Annotated in this window: 19 protein-coding genes; 12 read left to right on the top strand and 7 right to left on the bottom strand. The window is 70.8% G+C overall.

Features of this window, described 5'->3' with window-relative positions:
- Positions 1–50: 50 nt before the first annotated feature.
- From UIS43_RS13385 to UIS43_RS13365, 5 genes are all read left to right on the top strand, one after another.
- The gene (locus tag UIS43_RS13385) at positions 51–911 is read left to right on the top strand and encodes a biotin--[acetyl-CoA-carboxylase] ligase (protein ID WP_013154942.1); all 861 of its coding nucleotides are present in this window, start codon (positions 51–53) and stop codon (positions 909–911) included.
- A 265-nt stretch (positions 912–1,176) separates the two neighbouring features.
- Positions 1,177–2,160 (top strand): adenylate/guanylate cyclase domain-containing protein, encoded by a 984-nt coding sequence (locus UIS43_RS13380; RefSeq protein ID WP_019611367.1) that lies wholly within the window; start codon positions 1,177–1,179, stop codon positions 2,158–2,160.
- 102 nt (positions 2,161–2,262) lie between these two features.
- Positions 2,263–2,898, top strand: a complete 636-nt coding sequence (locus UIS43_RS13375) for an MBL fold metallo-hydrolase (RefSeq protein WP_013154940.1) — start codon at positions 2,263–2,265, stop codon at positions 2,896–2,898.
- A gap of 167 nt (positions 2,899–3,065) precedes the next feature.
- A complete protein-coding gene (locus UIS43_RS13370; protein WP_013154939.1) occupies positions 3,066–3,398 on the top strand; it encodes a GIY-YIG nuclease family protein in 333 nt (110 codons plus the stop codon).
- Positions 3,399–3,695: 297 nt separating this feature from the next.
- Positions 3,696–4,037: a hypothetical protein gene (locus UIS43_RS13365; protein WP_013154938.1), complete on the top strand. Its 342-nt coding sequence runs from the start codon at positions 3,696–3,698 to the stop codon at positions 4,035–4,037.
- Between the two features lie 144 nt (positions 4,038–4,181).
- Here UIS43_RS13365 and UIS43_RS13360 read toward each other — a convergent pair whose 3' ends face one another.
- Positions 4,182–4,307 (bottom strand): hypothetical protein, encoded by a 126-nt coding sequence (locus tag UIS43_RS13360; RefSeq protein WP_370013199.1) that lies wholly within the window; start codon positions 4,305–4,307, stop codon positions 4,182–4,184.
- Positions 4,308–4,340: 33 nt separating this feature from the next.
- Positions 4,341–4,649, bottom strand: a complete 309-nt coding sequence (locus UIS43_RS13355; RefSeq protein ID WP_041552870.1) for a hypothetical protein — start codon at positions 4,647–4,649, stop codon at positions 4,341–4,343.
- Between the two features lie 168 nt (positions 4,650–4,817).
- Between UIS43_RS13355 and UIS43_RS13350 the strand changes: the two genes are divergently transcribed.
- From UIS43_RS13350 to UIS43_RS13335, 4 genes are all read left to right on the top strand, one after another.
- Positions 4,818–5,579 carry a Scr1 family TA system antitoxin-like transcriptional regulator gene (locus UIS43_RS13350; protein ID WP_013154935.1) on the top strand — a complete coding sequence of 254 codons (762 nt, stop codon included), beginning with the start codon at positions 4,818–4,820 and terminating at the stop codon, positions 5,577–5,579.
- Positions 5,576–5,749, top strand: coding sequence for a DUF397 domain-containing protein (locus UIS43_RS13345; RefSeq protein ID WP_013154934.1), 174 nt, complete (start codon positions 5,576–5,578; stop codon positions 5,747–5,749). The genes UIS43_RS13350 and UIS43_RS13345 overlap by 4 nt, the downstream gene beginning before the upstream one ends.
- 28 nt (positions 5,750–5,777) lie before the next feature.
- The gene (locus tag UIS43_RS13340; RefSeq protein WP_013154933.1) at positions 5,778–5,951 is read left to right on the top strand and encodes a DUF397 domain-containing protein; all 174 of its coding nucleotides are present in this window, start codon (positions 5,778–5,780) and stop codon (positions 5,949–5,951) included.
- A gap of 816 nt (positions 5,952–6,767) precedes the next feature.
- Positions 6,768–6,980, top strand: coding sequence for a hypothetical protein (locus UIS43_RS13335; RefSeq protein WP_358412915.1), 213 nt, complete (start codon positions 6,768–6,770; stop codon positions 6,978–6,980).
- 161 nt (positions 6,981–7,141) lie between these two features.
- Here UIS43_RS13335 and UIS43_RS13330 read toward each other — a convergent pair whose 3' ends face one another.
- The 4 genes from UIS43_RS13330 to UIS43_RS13315 all read right to left on the bottom strand — a co-directional run bounded on the left by UIS43_RS13330 (position 7,142) and on the right by UIS43_RS13315 (position 12,339).
- A complete protein-coding gene (locus tag UIS43_RS13330) occupies positions 7,142–7,933 on the bottom strand; it encodes a succinate dehydrogenase/fumarate reductase iron-sulfur subunit (RefSeq protein ID WP_370013198.1) in 792 nt (263 codons plus the stop codon).
- Positions 7,930–9,972 (bottom strand): fumarate reductase/succinate dehydrogenase flavoprotein subunit, encoded by a 2,043-nt coding sequence (locus tag UIS43_RS13325; protein WP_117197821.1) that lies wholly within the window; start codon positions 9,970–9,972, stop codon positions 7,930–7,932. Before UIS43_RS13325 ends, UIS43_RS13330 begins: the two co-directional genes overlap by 4 nt.
- 26 nt (positions 9,973–9,998) lie before the next feature.
- The gene (locus UIS43_RS13320; protein ID WP_013154929.1) at positions 9,999–10,811 is read right to left on the bottom strand and encodes a hypothetical protein; all 813 of its coding nucleotides are present in this window, start codon (positions 10,809–10,811) and stop codon (positions 9,999–10,001) included.
- Positions 10,812–11,388: 577 nt separating this feature from the next.
- Positions 11,389–12,339 (bottom strand): LysR family transcriptional regulator, encoded by a 951-nt coding sequence (locus tag UIS43_RS13315; protein WP_013154928.1) that lies wholly within the window; start codon positions 12,337–12,339, stop codon positions 11,389–11,391.
- A gap of 130 nt (positions 12,340–12,469) precedes the next feature.
- Between UIS43_RS13315 and UIS43_RS13310 the strand changes: the two genes are divergently transcribed.
- The 3 genes from UIS43_RS13310 to UIS43_RS13300 are packed head-to-tail and all read left to right on the top strand — an operon-like array spanning position 12,470 to position 15,816.
- Entirely contained in the window at positions 12,470–13,126 is a 657-nt protein-coding gene (locus UIS43_RS13310) for a succinate dehydrogenase cytochrome b subunit (RefSeq protein WP_071622727.1), read from the top strand.
- Positions 13,127–15,073, top strand: coding sequence for a fumarate reductase/succinate dehydrogenase flavoprotein subunit (locus UIS43_RS13305; protein WP_013154926.1), 1,947 nt, complete (start codon positions 13,127–13,129; stop codon positions 15,071–15,073). It abuts the gene before it with no gap.
- Positions 15,070–15,816, top strand: coding sequence for a succinate dehydrogenase/fumarate reductase iron-sulfur subunit (locus UIS43_RS13300; RefSeq protein WP_013154925.1), 747 nt, complete (start codon positions 15,070–15,072; stop codon positions 15,814–15,816). Before UIS43_RS13305 ends, UIS43_RS13300 begins: the two co-directional genes overlap by 4 nt.
- Before the next feature lie 69 nt (positions 15,817–15,885).
- Here UIS43_RS13300 and UIS43_RS13295 read toward each other — a convergent pair whose 3' ends face one another.
- Positions 15,886–16,086: a hypothetical protein gene (locus UIS43_RS13295; RefSeq protein WP_013154924.1), complete on the bottom strand. Its 201-nt coding sequence runs from the start codon at positions 16,084–16,086 to the stop codon at positions 15,886–15,888.
- Positions 16,087–16,227: the final 141 nt, after the last annotated feature.

The following is a 16,227-nucleotide window of genomic DNA, read 5'->3' as shown; positions in this document are numbered from 1 at the left end:
TGCCGCACAGGGGTTTCCGGACAGGGTTGCGGCGCTGCTGTAATGGGGGCATGGCCAGCGCACACGACCCCTTCCCGCGACCCCCGCTCGACGGGGCGGCCCTCGACGCCGCCCTCGCCCGACCGGGCGGCATGTGGCACCGGGTCGAGGTGCTCCCCGAGGCCGCCTCCACCAACACCGAGCTGACCGCGCGCGCCGTGGAGGGCGCCCCGCACGGCAGCGTGCTGGTCACCGAGCACCAGACCGCCGGGCGCGGACGCCTCGGCCGCGGCTTCTCCACCCCGCCGCGCGCCGCCCTCACCTTCTCCCTCCTGGTCCGGCCCGCGGTGCCCGTCACCCGCCTGGGCTGGCTGCCCGCGCTCATGGGCGTGGCCGCGGTCGGCGCCGTGCACCGGGTGACGGGGGTCAAGGCCGCGCTCAAGTGGCCCAACGACGTCATCGTCCCCGCGCACCTGCGCTCGGAGCCCGCGACGGCCGACGGCAAGCTCGCGGGCATCCTCTCCGAGGCCGACTTCTCCTCCGGCCACCCCGGCGTGGTCGTGGGGATGGGCCTCAACGTGTCCCAGGAACGCGCCGAACTCCCCGTGGACACCGCCGTCTCCCTGCGCGGGGAGGGGTCGGACGCCCTGGACCGGGGCGTCCTGCTCGCCGCCGTCCTGGGTGGGTTCGAGGAGCTGTACACGGTGTGGACCGCCGCCGGAGGCGACGCCGAGGCCAGCGGGCTGGCCGCCGCCTACCGGGACGCGTGCGTCACCATCGGGCGCCGCGTGCGGGTCCACCTGCCCGGGGACCGGGTGCTGGAGGGCGCCGCCACCGGTGTGGACGCCGACGCCCAGCTGCTGGTGCGCGGACCCGGCGGGGAGCGGGCCCTGAGCGCGGGCGACGTCGTCCACGTGCGCCCCGGTTCCTGACGACCGCCCCCGGTGCCCGACCCCCGCCCCGGGCCCTTCGCCGCCGTCCACAGGGGACTTCGGGCACTCCCGCGGCGGCCCTTCCGTGTGCGATCATCACCGGGTGCGGCCGCCGCCGACCGCGGCCGCGCGGGCCTGTCGGCAGGCACCCTGTCAGGGGGAGAACCGCGGGCGTAAGCTGGAGTGGAACCCCGTGCCGCGTTGTTGGCCGGTGCCGAAGTGACTGTTCCCCGCCCCGGCGGGGATGGCCCGTGAAAGAGAACGTATGCCGTCGCGTCCCGACCCGAAAGCGATCGAGTCCGCCCTGCTCGGCGGTGAAGCGGTCTACACCAGGGAGCAGGCGATCGAGCTCGCCGGCGCCGACAACGAGCTGGCCGGGCGCATCTGGCGCGCCCTGGGCTTTCCCAACCAGGGCGACGACACGGTCACCTTCGCCGAGAGCGACGTCGAGTCGCTGCGCATCGCCAACTCCCTCGTCCAGGAGGGCGTCCTGGACGAGGAGGGCGTGGTCCGCTTCGCCCGTGCGATGGGCCAGACCATGGCCCGCCTGGCCGACTGGCAGACCAGCATACTGAGCACCCTCATCTACCAGGAGGGCGAGGACTCGGTCAGCCCGCTGATGAACCGGGTCAAGGAGCTGCTGCCCGACGTGGAGCGGCTCCTGCTGCACATCTGGCGCAGACAGCTCGCCGCCTCCTCGGCCCGCACCCTCGCGGTGATGTCCGACAACGACGCCGTGCCCAACTACTACCCGCTGGTCGTCGGGTTCGCGGACCTGGTCTCCTTCACCACGCTGAGCCGCGAACTCGACGAGGTCGAGCTGGCCGGGGTGGTCGAGGGCTTCGAGGCCACCGCCGCCGACATCGTGGCCTCCGGCGGCGGCCGTGTCGTCAAGACCCTGGGCGACGAGATCCTCTACGTGGCCGACTCCCCGGCCGAGGCCGCCGACATCGCGCTGCGCCTGGCCTCGGGCGTCAAGACCCACGTGGAGGTGCCCGACGTCCGGGTGGGCCTGGCCGCCGGGCCGGTGCTGACCCTGCACGGCGACGTGTTCGGCACGACCGTCAACCGCTCCAGCCGCCTGACCTCCTTCGCCAGACCCGGCACCGTCCTCATCGACGAGAGCCTCGCCGAGAGCCTGGCCGAGGAGGAGGGACTCCAGGTGGTACAGGTGCGCGCCCGGCACGCGCACGGACTCGGCCTCATCCAGCCCTACGCCCTGCGCCGCAACTTCGAGCCCGCGGGCTGAGAACCCCCCGTCCCTGCCCGCCCGACCACCGTGTGCGCCCGGGCCCGACGGGATAGGCTCGAAGGCGTCGCACCCGACCGCGAGAGGCCAGGTGGTGAGCCGGTGACCGATCCCTCCCCCGTCCATCGTCTGCGTACCTCGGGTGTCTTCAGCCTCGAGGGCGGCGGTTTCGACGTCGAGAACAACGTCTGGATCGTCGGAGACGACGACAGCGCCATCGTCATCGACGCCGCCCACGACCACGAGGCGATCGCCCGGGGTCTGGGAGACCGCGAACTCATGGCCATCGTGGCCACCCACGGGCACAACGACCACGTCAACGCGGCCGTCGCGCTGGCCGACCTGGCCGACTGCCCGATCCTGCTGCACCCCGACGACGCCGAACTGTGGTACCGCGTGCACCCGCACCGGGAGCCGGACGCCCCGCTGCTGCACGGCGAGACGCTGGTGGTGGGGGGAGTGGAGCTGGACGTCCTGCACACCCCGGGCCACACGCCTGGAGGGGTGTGCCTGTACGCGCCCGCGCTCGGGGCGGTCTTCACCGGCGACACCCTCTTCCCGGGCGGCCCCGGTGCCACCGGGCAGCCGTTCTCGGACTTCCCGACGATCATCGCCTCGATCCGCGAGCACCTCGCGGGCCTGCCGCGGGACACGGTCGTCCACCCCGGCCACGGGGAGTCCACCACCGTGGCCGAGGCCGCCGAGAACCTCGACGCCTGGGCGTCCCGGGGGTTCTGAGCCGGGTACTGCTCGGCGCCGACCGGCGCCGGGCGGGCCGCTCCCCGGGGCCGTCCGGGGCCCGCTCCGGCATCCGCCGTGTCGGGGCCTTTCGGGACAGCAGGGCCGGTCAGCCCCTTCCGAACCGGTCCTCTACGCTCGGATTGCACATTCTGGATCGGAGCACCATGAACCCCACCCGTCTCGCCCCCGCGGTTCTCCTCGTCGCCCTGGCCGCCACCGCGTGCGGCCCCGAGCCCACTGCCGAGAGCGAGAAGCCGACGGCCGCGGCCACGTGCCAGGAGCACGTCGAGCGCTCGTGGGAGTCCCTGGTCAGCGCGGAGTTCGAGACCTCCTCCGACATCACCGTGACCAGCGCCGAGGATCCGTGGGAGTACGAGGTCGTCGCCAGCGCCACCACGGAGAACGACGCCGGCGAGGTGGAGCGCGCCGAGTACAGGTGCTTCGCCGTCAACAACTCCGGTGACTGGTTCGTGGTGGACATGCGGGACGTCGCGTAGGAGCCGGACACGGCAAAGGCGCCGCGTCCGCCGGGGAAGCCCGTTCCCCACGGGGGCACGACCGCCCGCCCGGCACCGTCTGCTCCGCCCGCGGGCAGGGGGAGCCGCTGGACCGCGGCGGTCGCCCGGTCCGGAGGAACCGGTGCCGAGCTCCATGCCGAACCCGATCGGGCCCGCTCCCCGGCGAACCGCTCCGCCACCGTCGCCCCGAACACCGCCTGAGGCGCGTAAAACCGGTGGAACCCGGCACGCCCGAGCCTCTAGCGTTGGCCCTCCGACGACGAGAGGCGGAAGCGGATGACACTGGTACGCAAGGGAACCCGGCGGATCACGGTGGACGGGACCGCCTACCGGTGGCGCACCCGCAAGGGCCTCACCCGGGCCCAGCGCAGGCAGCCCCACGGCGGACCGATGACCTTCGTGGTCGAGGGCGCCGAGACCCCCGGCAACCCGCTCGTGGTCACCCTGGGCCACGCCCGCCCCCAGGGGTACTGCTGCCCCTTCTGCGCCCCGACCGGCCCGGAGCCCGAGCCGGTCACCCCGGCGCGGGTGGCCGCCGCCGTCCGCGGCGCGCTGGCCGAGGGCTGGCGCCCCGGCGACAGCAAAGGCCCGTTCCGGCTGGACGGCTCCTCCCTCTGACCGGCCCCGGGGCGACCGCTTCGGAAGGCCGCCCCGGCCCGATCAGCAGGTCTGGCCCGGGGCGGGTCCGGCCTTCAGGACCTCGGCCCGGAACCCGGTCGCGGTGCCCGTGTCCCGGACGGCCGTCAACGTGCCGAAGGCTCGTCAGTGGGTGCGGAGGGTGTGGATGAGGCGGGCGATGTCGGCGGCCTCGGCGTGGGCGCCGATGGTCAGGGCGAGCCGGTGGACCTCGGTCAGGGCGACGAGGAGGCCGGTGATGAGTGTGGACACGGGGGTGCGGTTCCGTTTCGGGGGTCGAGGGGTTCATCCCGGCATGGGACAGGGGCCGTGGAGCGTCGGGTTGACGGAGGTCCACGCGCAGCCGGACACGGGGCAGTGCCAGTGCGCGGTGGGATGGACGCGGGCGATGACCGCCTGGGCGCGGCGGATCCGGGCGTCCAACCCGTGGGGGGTGGCGTCGGAGAGGGGTGCGAACTCGGCGTCGCCCTGGTAGAAGGCGAAGAAGCGCCGGGACGCCGGTGCCCACATCACCCACCAGAGGCGGCGGTGGTGTGCGTGGAGTTGCTGGGCGGCCGAGTACTGCGCGCGGTCGTCGCTGACTTCCCAGGCCACTGCGCTCACCATTCCCCCACTGCTCACGTCCGAGTCGGGCGAAGGGCGGTCGGTAGCCTCGGCCCTTCACGGAGTCAGCATGCGCCTGAGGAGAAGGTTTCCTCGACCATCTGCGGGGTCTCGGTAAACACCTGACGAGGTGGGGAACCCAGGCGTAACCTCTCGCGTATGGCGGAACCCCCTTTTCCCGATGTGCTCACCAAGTTCCGAGAGCTGAACGGGCTTTCCCAGAAGCAACTCGCGCACCGTGTCCACACGTCCGTGGCCTCGGCTTCCCGATGGACGAATGGGCATGCACTACCGCAACTGCCCATGGCGGAAAAACTGGACGCCGAGCTGAAAGCGAACGGAAAGCTGCTGGCCGCGTGGCGTGAGGCGACCACAGGTACGACACTTCCGGAGTGGGTGCGCTCGATTGCGGACATCGAGATGGAAGCGCGAACTGTTCAGGTTGTGATGCCCGTACTCGTACCGGGATACCTCCAGAGCCCGTCGTACGCGTCGTTGCTCTTCCGGTCCGGCTGGCCCTTCGCCTCTGACGAGGAGATTGCCCGGCTCACCAAGGTTCGTATGGAGGTGTTCGGCCGGTTGCCCCGACTTCGAGTGACAGCGGTGTTCCCGGTGACGGCGTTGACCGGAGTGGACGAGGCGGTACGACGGGAACAGGCCGCTCATCTGTTGGACCTGATCGGCTCGGGTCGGGTGGTGGTGCACCTGGTTCCGGAGGGCTCGATGCTGATGGAGCCCCCCACACCGATGATGGCGTTCCGGCTGCGCTCGGGGGAAGCGGTGATCACGAGCGACAACCCAGATGGAAATGTCATTCACGCGGCCCACATGCACGAGCGGTTGCACGCACTCATCACGGGGGCACTCGCGGTGGCGCTTCCCGCTCGACACTCACTCGAAGTACTCAGGGAATTGGCATGAACGACTGGTGCAAGAGCAGCTACAGCGCCAACGCGCATAACTGTGTCGAGGCGCGGGAGTACGCGGGAGGGGTGGACGTACGCGACACCCAGAACCGGGAACATGGATACATCACCGTCCCGGCGGGTCAGTGGGTGGCGCTTCTGGCCGGACTGGAGCGGGGCCTGTAACAGCCCATCCGGCACCCAGGGAGTTGTCGTGAACGACTGGCACAAGAGCAGCTACAGCCTCAACGGGTCGAACTGCGTCGAGGCGCGCGAGCACGCGGCAGGCGTGGACGTGCGCGACACCCAGAACCGCGAGCTGGGGCAACTGGAGTTCGCCGCCAGCGAGTGGACCGCGCTCGTGGACTCCCTCAAGCACCACGGCTAGCGACCACCTGACCAAGGGCAGCACCTCCATGGGAGGCGCTGCCCTTCTTCATGCCCGGCAGGGCGATCGCAAATGATTCCAATTCGGGCTAAAAGGATAACTCTGGCGGAGGGTGAAAACTCACCTGTCCTTTTCCGGCGTGTGCTCTGATCTGGGGTTATGTCCGACCGGGTGGTTTTTTCGAGTCGGGTTCGAAGAAAAGTTCGCCATCACGCTCCGTGTGCCCTAATCTTCTACCCGAACACACAACTCCATACGCAGAAAGACCCCGCGACGGTTTCCCACCGCCCGGGGTCGTGGCCAGCAACTACGAACCTTTAACCCAAGGAATTTGCCAGCATGCGCCAGTTTAGCGCTGCGCTTCTCAGCCGTGCCTTCGGCCCGCTGATCGCGTTCTTCTCCTCCCCGTGCGGACGCCACTCCACCGTTGTCGGCCGCCGACGACGCTCCTCCCGCGTCCGCCGTTACGCTCCCTCACCGCCCGCCGCTCCCGTGCAGACCGGTCGGAACCGGGCCCCCTCACGTCGCACGGCTCCCACACCTCCCGCGTCTCCCGGGCCTCGCAAAACGCCCGCGCGCCCCAGGGTTCCCGCGCCGCGACTCGCGCCGCCCAGGGAACGGATCGACGCCGAGGAAGTCGCCCTCGTACGCCCCTACTTCACCGCCCACGAAAGCCTTCGCGCCGCCGAGACCCGGGTTCCCGCACCCCGCAAGCCCGAACCCCGCAAACCCGAGCCCCAGAACCTCGCGCCCCGAACCCCCGCACCTGGCGGACCCGGCTCCGGCACCGCGCCCCGGGAAACCGAGACCGAGGAGGTGCGCCGCGCGTTCGAGCAGGCCCGGATACGCGCCGCCGCCATCGTCCGGCAGTGGCGGGAGGACCCCGGCGGTGACCTGCTCGGCGGCCCCGTGCCCCGTTTCGGCGTCGTCGGACCCCCGCGACCCACGCCCGCTCAGCCCGGCGAGTGGGACGAACTCACCTCCCGCATCCGCCTCCTGCTCCAGCAGCGGCAGGGCGCGACGGCGTGAACGCCGCCCTGACGGGGGAGGGCCCCGGTCCACGTCCCGACGACCCTCCGGTCGAACCGGCCAGGGGGTGCGGCGGGGCCGGTTCGGGTTCGCGCCCCGTCCGCCGACCCGGGAACGCACCCCCGGGTCGGCGGACGGGACCGGCCTCGGGCCAGGTCCGATCAGGCCAGGTCCGAGTACCGACCGACGTTGGGCACCGGCGGGGTGTCCTTGGGCCGCACGCCGATCTTGGACCCCAGCCACACCAGCGGGTCGTACTTGCGGTCCACCACCCGCTCCTTGAGCGGGATCAGCGCGTTGTCGGTGATGCGGATGTTCTCCGGGCACACCTCCGTGCAGCACTTGGTGATGTTGCAGTACCCCAGCCCGAACTCCTCCTGGGCGATGAGCCTGCGGTCGGCGGTGTCCTCGGGGTGCATCTCCAGCTCCGCCACCCGCATGAGGTAACGCGGACCCGAGAAGTGCTCCTTGTTCTCCTCGTGGTCGCGGATCACGTGGCAGGTGTTGTTGCACAGGAAGCACTCGATGCACTTGCGGAACTCCTGCTGGCGTTCCACGTCCTCCTGGTTCATCCGGAAGTCGCCCGGGGCCTTGGCCGGATCCGGTGTGAACGAGGGGATCTCCCGCGCCTTCTGGTAGTTGTACGACACGTCGCACACCAGGTCCCGGACCACCGGGAAGGCGCGCATCGGCGTCACCGTCACCACCTCGTCGTCCTCGAACACGCTCATCCGCGTCATGCAGGACAGCCGGGGACGGCCGTTGATCTCCACCGAGCACGAACCGCACTTGCCCGCCTTGCAGTTCCACCGCACCGCCAGGTCCGGGGTCTGGGTGGCCTGGAGGCGGTGCAGCACGTCGAGCACCACCTCGCCCTCGTTGACCTCGACCCGGTACTCGGCGAGCCCGCCCTCGCCCGAACCCCGCCACACCCGGAACACACGCTCGCTCATGACTGGCCCTCCTCGGCCGCGCCGTCCGCCGCCCCCGACGCGGGCAGCTCCTCCTCCGTCAGGTACTTGGCCAGCTCGTCGCGTTCGAAGAGGGCGAGCAGCCCGGCCGGGATGTCGGCGAGCGCGAGCCGCGACAGCGACACCCGGTCGGAGCGGTCGGCCCGCACCGCCAGGTTCACCCGCCGCCACTCGGCCGACATGCCGGGGAAGTCCTCGCGCGTGTGCCCGCCGCGCGACTCCGTGCGCTCCAGGGCGGCCGCGGCCACCGCGCGCGAGACCAGGACCATGTTGGGCAGCGCCAGCGCCAGGTGCCAGCCCGGGTTGTAGACCCGGTCGCCCGGCGCGCTGAGCGCGCGCGACCGCTCCGCCAGCTCCTCCAGCCGTTCCAGGGCCCGCTCCATCTCCGGACCCCTGCGGATGATGCCGACCAGGTCGTTCATGGTCTCCTGGAGTTCGGCGTGCAGCGTGTACGGGTTCTCGCCGCCTTCCGCCCTGAGGAAGCGCAGCGCGTACGAGGACGCCTCGTCCGCCGCCCGGTCCAGGAGCCCGGCCGGTGCGGGCCGGTCGCCGAGCCCGTCCACGTAGGCCGCCGCGCCCAGCCCTGCCCGGCGCCCGAACACCAGCAGGTCCGACAGGGAGTTGCCACCCAGCCGGTTGGAGCCGTGCATGCCGCCCGCCACCTCACCGGCCGCGAACAGCCCGGGCACGTCGGAGGCGGCGGTGTCGGCGTCCACCCGCACCCCGCCCATCACGTAGTGGCAGGTGGGGCCCACCTCCATGGGTTCGGCGGTGATGTCCACGTCGGCCAGCTCCTTGAACTGGTGGTGCATGGACGGCAGCCGCTTGACGATCTCCTCGGCGGGCAGGCGCGTGGACACGTCCAGGAACACGCCGCCGTGCGGCGAGCCCCGCCCCTCCTTGACCTCGGTGTTGATCGCCCGCGCGACCTCGTCGCGGGGCAGCAGCTCCGGCGGCCTGCGGTGCCCCGCGGGGTCGTCGTACCAGCCGTCGGCCTCCTCCTCGCTCTCGGCGTACTGGGAGCGGAACACGTCCGGCACGTAGTCGAACATGAACCGCCTGCCCTCGGAGTTGCGCAGCACGCCGCCGTCCCCGCGCACCGACTCGGTGACGAGGATGCCCTTCACCGACGGCGGCCAGACCATCCCGGTGGGGTGGAACTGGACGAACTCCATGTTGATCAGGGAGGCCCCGGCGCGCAGCGCCAGCGCGTGGCCGTCGCCGGTGTACTCCCAGGAGTTGGAGGTGGTGCGGAAGGCCTTGCCGATGCCGCCGGTGGCCAGGACCACCGAGGGCGCCTCGAACAGGACGAACCCGCCGTCCACCCGGCGGTAGCCGAACGCGCCGACGATCCGGCCCGGCGTCCTTCCGCCCCCGGCCGGGTCCGCACCCGTGTTCCCGCCCGAGCCCGCGTCCACAGCGGTGGCCCCGCCCGCGCCGCCGTCCGGCCGCACGGCCGCGTCGTCCTCCGTGATGAGCCGGGTGATCGCGGTCTCGGCGAACACGCGGATGCGCGCCTCGGGGTCGCCCAGCTCCGCGGCGTCCTGCTGCTGGAGCGCGACGACCCGCTGCTGGAGGGTGCGGATCATCTCCAGGCCGGTGCGGTCGCCCACGTGCGCCAGCCTCGGGTACTCGTGGCCGCCGAAGTTGCGCTGGCTGATCTTTCCCTCGGCGGTGCGGTCGAAGAGCGCGCCCCAGTACTCCAGTTCGAGGATGCGCTCGGGCGCCTCGCGGGCGTGCAGCTCGGCCATGCGCGGGTCGTTGAGGAACTTGCCGCCGCGCACGGTGTCGCGGAAGTGCACGCGCCACCCGTCGTCGGGGTTGGCGTTGCCGAGGGCGGCCGCCGCGCCGCCCTCGGCCATCACGGTGTGGGCCTTGCCGAACAGCGACTTGGAGATGACCGCGGTGCGCTTGCCCTGCTCGCGGGCGGCGATCGCGGCCCGCAGCCCGGCTCCGCCTGCCCCGATCACCACGACGTCGTAGGCGTACCGGGTGATCCCGGGTTCTGCTGTGGGGGGCATCTGGTCGTGCCTTCCTTCCCCTTGGCTCAGTTGAGGATGCGCAGGTCGTTGATGGTGCCGCTGGCGACCAGGGCGATGTAGGCGTCCGTGAGGATCAGGGTCGCGATGCTCAGCCAGCCGAAGTACATGTGCCGGTGGTTGAGCACGGACAGGCGGCCCCACATCCAGTAGCGGACGGGGTGCCTGCCGAAGCTGCTCAGCCGTCCGCCGAAGATGTGGCGGCACGAGTGGCAGCTGAGCGTGTAGCCCCACAGCATGAGCACGTTGACGAGCATGATCAGGTTGCCCAGCCCGATGCCGAAGCCGCCCTCGGCGCCGTGGAGGAAGGCGATCAGCATGTCCCACGTGTTGATGAGCGTGATGACGAAGGCCGCGTAGAAGAAGTAGCGGTGGCCGTTCTGGACCAGCATCAGGGGGCGGGTCTCGCCGGTGTAGGCGCCGTGGGGCTCGCGCACGGCGCACGCCGGGGGAGAGAACCAGAACGAGCGGTAGTAGGCCTTGCGGTAGTAGTAGCAGGTCAGCCGGAACAGCAGCAGGATCGGCAGGCTGACCAGGGCGTAGGGGATGAGCGGCGGGAACTCCACCGGCAGGCGTCCGAACAGGGCCGCGTCGGGCGCGCACTGCTGCGCGATGCACGGCGAGTAGAACGGGGTCAGGTAGTGGTGTTCCTGGACCCAGTAGTGGTCCTGCTGGAACACCCGCAGGGTCGCGTAGACGACGAAGGTGGCCAGCCCCAGCGCGGTGAGGAGGGGGCCGAGCCACCAGTTGTCGGTGCGCAGGGTTCGTTGGGGGATGCGCGCCCGGCCGCCCCCGGGGCCTGCGTTCTCGGTCGCTGTCACCGTTGTCTTGCACCTCCTGTGGGAAGGTCCCGGTCGGGCGGGGCGCGGTACCCGCCTGCTTCGGCCGCGACCGCAGCGCCGGACGGCCGCGGGGAGGAGCCGTGGCGAACCGTCCCGCAACGCAACGTTAGGGCGTTGTGATCACGGTCACGTCCCGGAGGGCGGGAGGCGTTGGGGAAAGCTATGTGAAATGCGCCACTTCTAAGCGCTTATTTGGGGAGTTTTGTCGCCTTAAGTGGCCAAAAATCCCTTATGGCAGTGGGGTTGCTTCAGGGGCGCCGGTGGCGTGTGGTAAAGGAGTCTGCCGCCCGAATCCGGCAGCGGTCGCCCCGGAGCGTGGCGCTCCGGCAGGCGCGCGGAGGGCGCGGGTGCCCGGGGCGGGTGGACGTGGAGCGTCCGCCGACGGGTTGCCGGGTTCGGGTCGGCCGGAAGTGTTACCGGTGTGGCGCCAGCGGCCCCGGCCCGTGGCGAAGGGGCGCGGGTGCCCTTCCGGGCGGGCTTATGGGCGAGGCCGCCCGGGGGCCTGACGGGTTAGTCCGTTTAGTCCGTCCCGCCCTCCGGGGAGGGGTCCGGCGGGTCAGTCCGCCCCGTCCTCGGGGGAGAGCAGGACCTCCAGGTCCGGGCCCAGGTCCTGCGGCGACATGCCCAGCAGGTAGCCGTTGAGGTGCCGGCGGAACGCCTCCGCCGAGTGCGAGGGCTCCACGTCCCGGCGCCGCGCCAGCGCCACCGTCCGCAGCAGGCGCGGCCGGGCCAGCGGGGTTCCGCGCAGGCTCTGCCGGTTGCGCAGCACCATGCTCGGCACCACCGCCAGCCCCATGCCCGCCTCCACGAACCGCAGCACGGCGTCCATCTCCCCGCCCTCCACGGCCAGCTCGGGCTCGAACCCGGACGCCCGGCACGCGCGCAGCGTCGCCTCGCGCACGTCGTAGCCGCGCCGGAACATCACCAGCGGGCGGCCCCGCAGCTCGGTGATGCGGATCGAGGCCCGCCCGTTGGGGGAGGGGCCCGACATCGGGCTCGCCACCACCAGGTTCTCCCGCAGGATCGGCGTCGTGGAGAAGTCGGGGTCGCTGCTGTGCAGCGGCAGGATGATCAGCGCCAGGTCCAGCTCGCCCCGCCCCAGGTCGCGGATGAGGTCGCGCGAACCGCTCTCCTCCACCTGGAGTTCGATACCGGGGAAGCGGGTATGGAAGTCGGCGAGCACGTCGGCCAGCAGCCCCGCGCACAGCGACGGGGTCGCGCCCAGCCGCACGCGGCCCCGGCGCACCCCGGCCAGTTCGGCGACCTCGCGCCGGGCCGTCTCCAGGTCGGCGAGCATGCGCTGGGCGAGCGGAAGCAGCGCCTCACCGGCCGGTGTGAGTGTGATGTTTCCCCGGGCACGACTGAATAACGGCGCACCCAGCTCCTGTTCGAGGCTGCGGATCTGCTTGCTCAGACTGGGCTGTGCGACGCGCGAAAGCTCTGCTGCGCGGGTGAAATGGCGTGTGCGGGCCACCGCGACGAAGTAGGCCAGCTGCTGGAACTGCATGCTCCATAGCCTACGTCTATCGACTCAAGCATCCTGATGACTTGGACGCCGACTTAACCAGAACTTACAGTGACAGGCTGTGGCGAACAGTACCTTGACCAAGAAGCGGTCTACGGCCTACGGGTCCACGGTGGCGCTCAAGGCAGCGATGGCGATCACCGGGGCGATCCTCGTGCTGTATTTGATCGCGCACATGTACGGCAACCTGAAAGTGTTCTCGGGCCAGGAGGCTTTTGACGGCTACGCCCACAGCCTTCGGGAGCTGGGCTACCCGCTGCTGCCCGAGAGCGGATTCCTGTGGATCTTCCGCATCGTCCTGCTGGCGAGCGTCCTGATCCACATCTACGCGGCGGTGACACTGTGGGCCCGCGCCCGCAGAGCGCGTCCGGCGGCCCAGCGCTACCAGGTGAAGAAGAGGGTGGCCCGCAGCTACGCCTCCTACACCATGCGCTACGGCGGCGTCCTGGTCGCGCTGTTCGTGGTCTTCCACATCCTGCACCTGACCACGAACACCATCGCCCCCGGCGGCGCGTCCGACAGCCCCTACGAGCGGCTCGTGAACGGGTTCCAGCCCGAGTTCTGGTACGTGACCCTGTTCTACATCCTGTCCGTGATCGCCGTGGGCCTGCACCTGCGGCACGGCATCTGGAGCGCCCTGGCCACCCTCGGCGCCAACCAGGCCAGCCGTCAGGGCAAGCTCAACGCGGTCGCCGTGGGTCTGTCGCTGATCGTGACGGTCGGCTTCCTGCTCCCGCCTCTGGCGGTCACCTTTGGACTGGTGAGTTAATTGTCTGACAACGACTTCTACCGCGTCGGCGACCCGATCCGGGACGAGAAGGCCCCCGAGGGCCCGATCAACGAGCGCTGGGACAAGCGGCGCTTCTCGGCCAAGCTGGTCAACCCCGCGAACCGGCGCAAGCTCTCGGTGATCATGGTGGGCACCGGCCTGGCCGGCGCCTCCGCGGCCGCGACCCTGGGCGAGGCGGGCTACAAGGTCACCTCGTTCTGCTACCAGGACAGCCCGCGCCGCGCGCACTCCATCGCGGCCCAGGGCGGCATCAACGCCGCCAAGAACTACCGCAACGACGGCGACAGCATCTACCGGCTGTTCTACGACACCGTCAAGGGCGGCGACTTCCGCTCCCGCGAGTCGAACGTCTACCGCCTGGCCCAGACCAGCGTCGAGATCATCGACCAGTGCGTCGCCCAGGGCGTGCCCTTCGCCCGCGAGTACGGCGGCCTGCTCGACAACCGCTCCTTCGGCGGCGTGCAGGTCTCGCGTACGTTCTACGCGCGCGGCCAGACGGGGCAGCAGCTGCTCATCGGCGCCTACCAGGCCCTGGAGCGCCAGATCGCGGCGGGCAGCGTCAAGATGCACACCCGCCACGAGATGCTGGAGGTCATCGTCGTGGACGGCCGCGCGCGCGGCGTCATCGTCCGCGACATGGTCACCGGTGAGATCGAGACGCACTTCGCCGACGCCGTGGTGCTGGCCACCGGCGGCTACGGCAACGTGTTCTTCCTGTCCACCAACGCGATGGGCTCGAACGTCACCGCGACCTGGCGCGCGCACCGCAAGGGAGCGCTCTTCGCCAACCCGTGCTACACGCAGATCCACCCGACCTGCATCCCGGTCAGCGGCGACTACCAGTCCAAGCTGACCCTGATGAGCGAGTCGCTGCGCAACGACGGCCGCATCTGGGTGCCCAAGGCGCACGGGGACACCCGCGACCCGCGCCAGATCCCGGAGGAGGAGCGCGACTACTACCTGGAGCGCATCTACCCGGCCTTCGGCAACCTGGTGCCGCGCGACATCGCCTCCCGCGCCGCCAAGAACGTCTGCGACGAGGGCCGCGGCGTGGGCCCCGGCGGTCTGGGCGTCTACCTGGACTTCGCCGACGCCATCGCGCGCATGGGGCAGGACGCCGTCGAGGCCAAGTACGGCAACCTGTTCGACATGTACCAGCGCATCACCGGCGAGAACCCGTACGAGGTTCCGATGCGCATCTACCCGGCCGTGCACTACACCATGGGCGGTCTGTGGGTCGACTACGACCTCCAGAGCTCCATCCCGGGCCTGTTCGTGACCGGTGAGGCCAACTTCTCCGACCACGGCGCCAACCGCCTGGGCGCGAGCGCGCTGATGCAGGGGCTGGCGGACGGCTACTTCGTCCTGCCCAACACCATCAACGACTACCTGTCGTCGGGCCCGTTCGAGGCCCTCGACGAGTCGCACCCCGAGGCCGTGGCGGCCAAGGAGCAGGTGACCTCCCGCATCGACAAGCTGCTCTCCGTCCAGGGCTCCCGCACCGTCGACTCCTTCCACAAGGAGCTCGGCCACATCATGTGGGAGTACTGCGGCATGGAGCGCAGTGAGGAGGGCCTGACCAAGGCCATCGAGCTCATCCGGGCGCTGCGCGCCGAGTTCTGGCGCGACGTCAAGGTGCTGGGAACCAACGAGGAGTTCAACCAGGCCCTGGAGAAGGCCAACCGCGTGGCCGACTTCCTGGAGCTGGGCGAGCTCATGTGCATCGACGCCCTGCACCGCCGCGAGTCCTGCGGCGGCCACTTCCGCGCCGAGAGCCAGACCGAGGACGGCGAGGCGCTGCGTCACGACGACGAGTTCGCCTACGTGGCCGCCTGGGCGTTCGGCGGCGATGACAGCAAGCCCGTGCTCCACAAGGAAGCCCTGGAGTACGAGTACGTCGAGATGAAGCAGCGGAGCTACAAGTGAACATCACCCTGCGCGTATGGCGTCAGAAGGGGCCGGACGACGAGGGTCGGCTGGCCACGTACAAGCTCACCGACGTCTCCCCGGACATGTCGTTCCTGGAGATGCTCGACGTCCTCAACGAGAAGCTCACGCTGGAGAACGAGGACCCGGTCGCCTTCGACCACGACTGCCGTGAGGGCATCTGCGGTGCCTGCGGTGTCGTGATCGACGGTGAGGCGCACGGCCCCGAGCGCACCACGACCTGCCAGCTGCACATGCGCAGCTTCAACGACGGCGACACCATCACGGTGGAGCCGTGGCGGGCCAAGGCGTTCCCGGTCGTCAGGGACCTGGTCGTGGACCGCGGCGCGTTCGACCGCATCATCCAGGCGGGCGGCTACATCAGCGCCCCGACGGGTACCGCGCCCGACGCCCACGCCAACCCGATCCCGAAGCCGGACGCGGACCGCGCGTTCGACGCCGCGACCTGCATCGGCTGCGGCGCGTGCGTGGCGGCCTGCCCGAACGCCTCCAGCATGCTGTTCACCGCCGCGAAGGTCACGCACCTGGGCATGCTCCCGCAGGGACAGCCCGAGCGGGCCTCGCGCGTGGTGAAGATGATCAACCAGCAGGACGAGGAGGACTTCGGCGGCTGCACCAACATCGGTGAGTGCGCCGCGGTCTGCCCGAAGGGCATCCCGCTGGACACGATCTCGCAGCTCAACCGCGATCTGCTGGGCTCGCTCAGCAAGGGCGTCGGCTGACCGCCGCCCCCTGTCGCACCGCACGGGCCGCGCTCCCCCGGGGGCGCGGCCCGTCGCCGTTCGCGGAGGTCACTCCGCCGGACGGCGGGGCGGTTCGGCGGCCTGCTCCACCGTCTTCCGGGACTGCTCCGGGACCCTGTGCGCCTGGCGGCTCGCGACGAAGTCCTCGACGGCGGTGATCACCGCGGCCTCGACGCTGACGCCGTCCCGCTCCGCGACCTCCCTGATCAGGGCATGGAGGCCGTCGTGCATGTGCAGATGCATGTCCATGGCACGAAGGTAGCGGCTGCCGGGTCCGGGCGTGGGGAAAACGCGGAGACCGATGCCTCCGGGCGCGTGCGCGGCCCGTCGCCGTTTTCCGGGAAGGGTCGCGTCGATGACCGCGACGGCGTCTGCCTTGGTCAGGTAGGG

The organism is Nocardiopsis sp. LDBS0036 (assembly GCF_041228755.1).
Taxonomy (GTDB): domain Bacteria; phylum Actinomycetota; class Actinomycetes; order Streptosporangiales; family Streptosporangiaceae; genus Nocardiopsis; species Nocardiopsis dassonvillei.
Note: the sequence above shows the minus strand (reverse complement) of the source record. Positions and strands in the feature narration are given on the sequence as shown.

What these genes read in the sequence shown, in the direction of transcription:
- UIS43_RS13385 (WP_013154942.1), top strand. Translation starts at nt 51, where the DNA reads ATGGCCAGCGCACACGACCCCTTCCCGCGACCCCCGCTCGACGGGGCG.
- UIS43_RS13345 (WP_013154934.1), top strand. Translation starts at nt 5,576, where the DNA reads ATGAACGACTGGTGCAAGAGCAGCTACAGCGCCAACGCGCATAACTGT.
- UIS43_RS13295 (WP_013154924.1), bottom strand. Translation starts at nt 16,086, where the DNA reads ATGGACATGCATCTGCACATGCACGACGGCCTCCATGCCCTGATCAGG.
- UIS43_RS13365 (WP_013154938.1), top strand. Translation starts at nt 3,696, where the DNA reads ATGACACTGGTACGCAAGGGAACCCGGCGGATCACGGTGGACGGGACC.
- UIS43_RS13325 (WP_117197821.1), bottom strand. Translation starts at nt 9,972, where the DNA reads ATGCCCCCCACAGCAGAACCCGGGATCACCCGGTACGCCTACGACGTC.
- UIS43_RS13380 (WP_019611367.1), top strand. Translation starts at nt 1,177, where the DNA reads ATGCCGTCGCGTCCCGACCCGAAAGCGATCGAGTCCGCCCTGCTCGGC.
- UIS43_RS13370 (WP_013154939.1), top strand. Translation starts at nt 3,066, where the DNA reads ATGAACCCCACCCGTCTCGCCCCCGCGGTTCTCCTCGTCGCCCTGGCC.
- UIS43_RS13330 (WP_370013198.1), bottom strand. Translation starts at nt 7,933, where the DNA reads ATGAGCGAGCGTGTGTTCCGGGTGTGGCGGGGTTCGGGCGAGGGCGGG.
- UIS43_RS13350 (WP_013154935.1), top strand. Translation starts at nt 4,818, where the DNA reads ATGGCGGAACCCCCTTTTCCCGATGTGCTCACCAAGTTCCGAGAGCTG.
- UIS43_RS13315 (WP_013154928.1), bottom strand. Translation starts at nt 12,339, where the DNA reads ATGCAGTTCCAGCAGCTGGCCTACTTCGTCGCGGTGGCCCGCACACGC.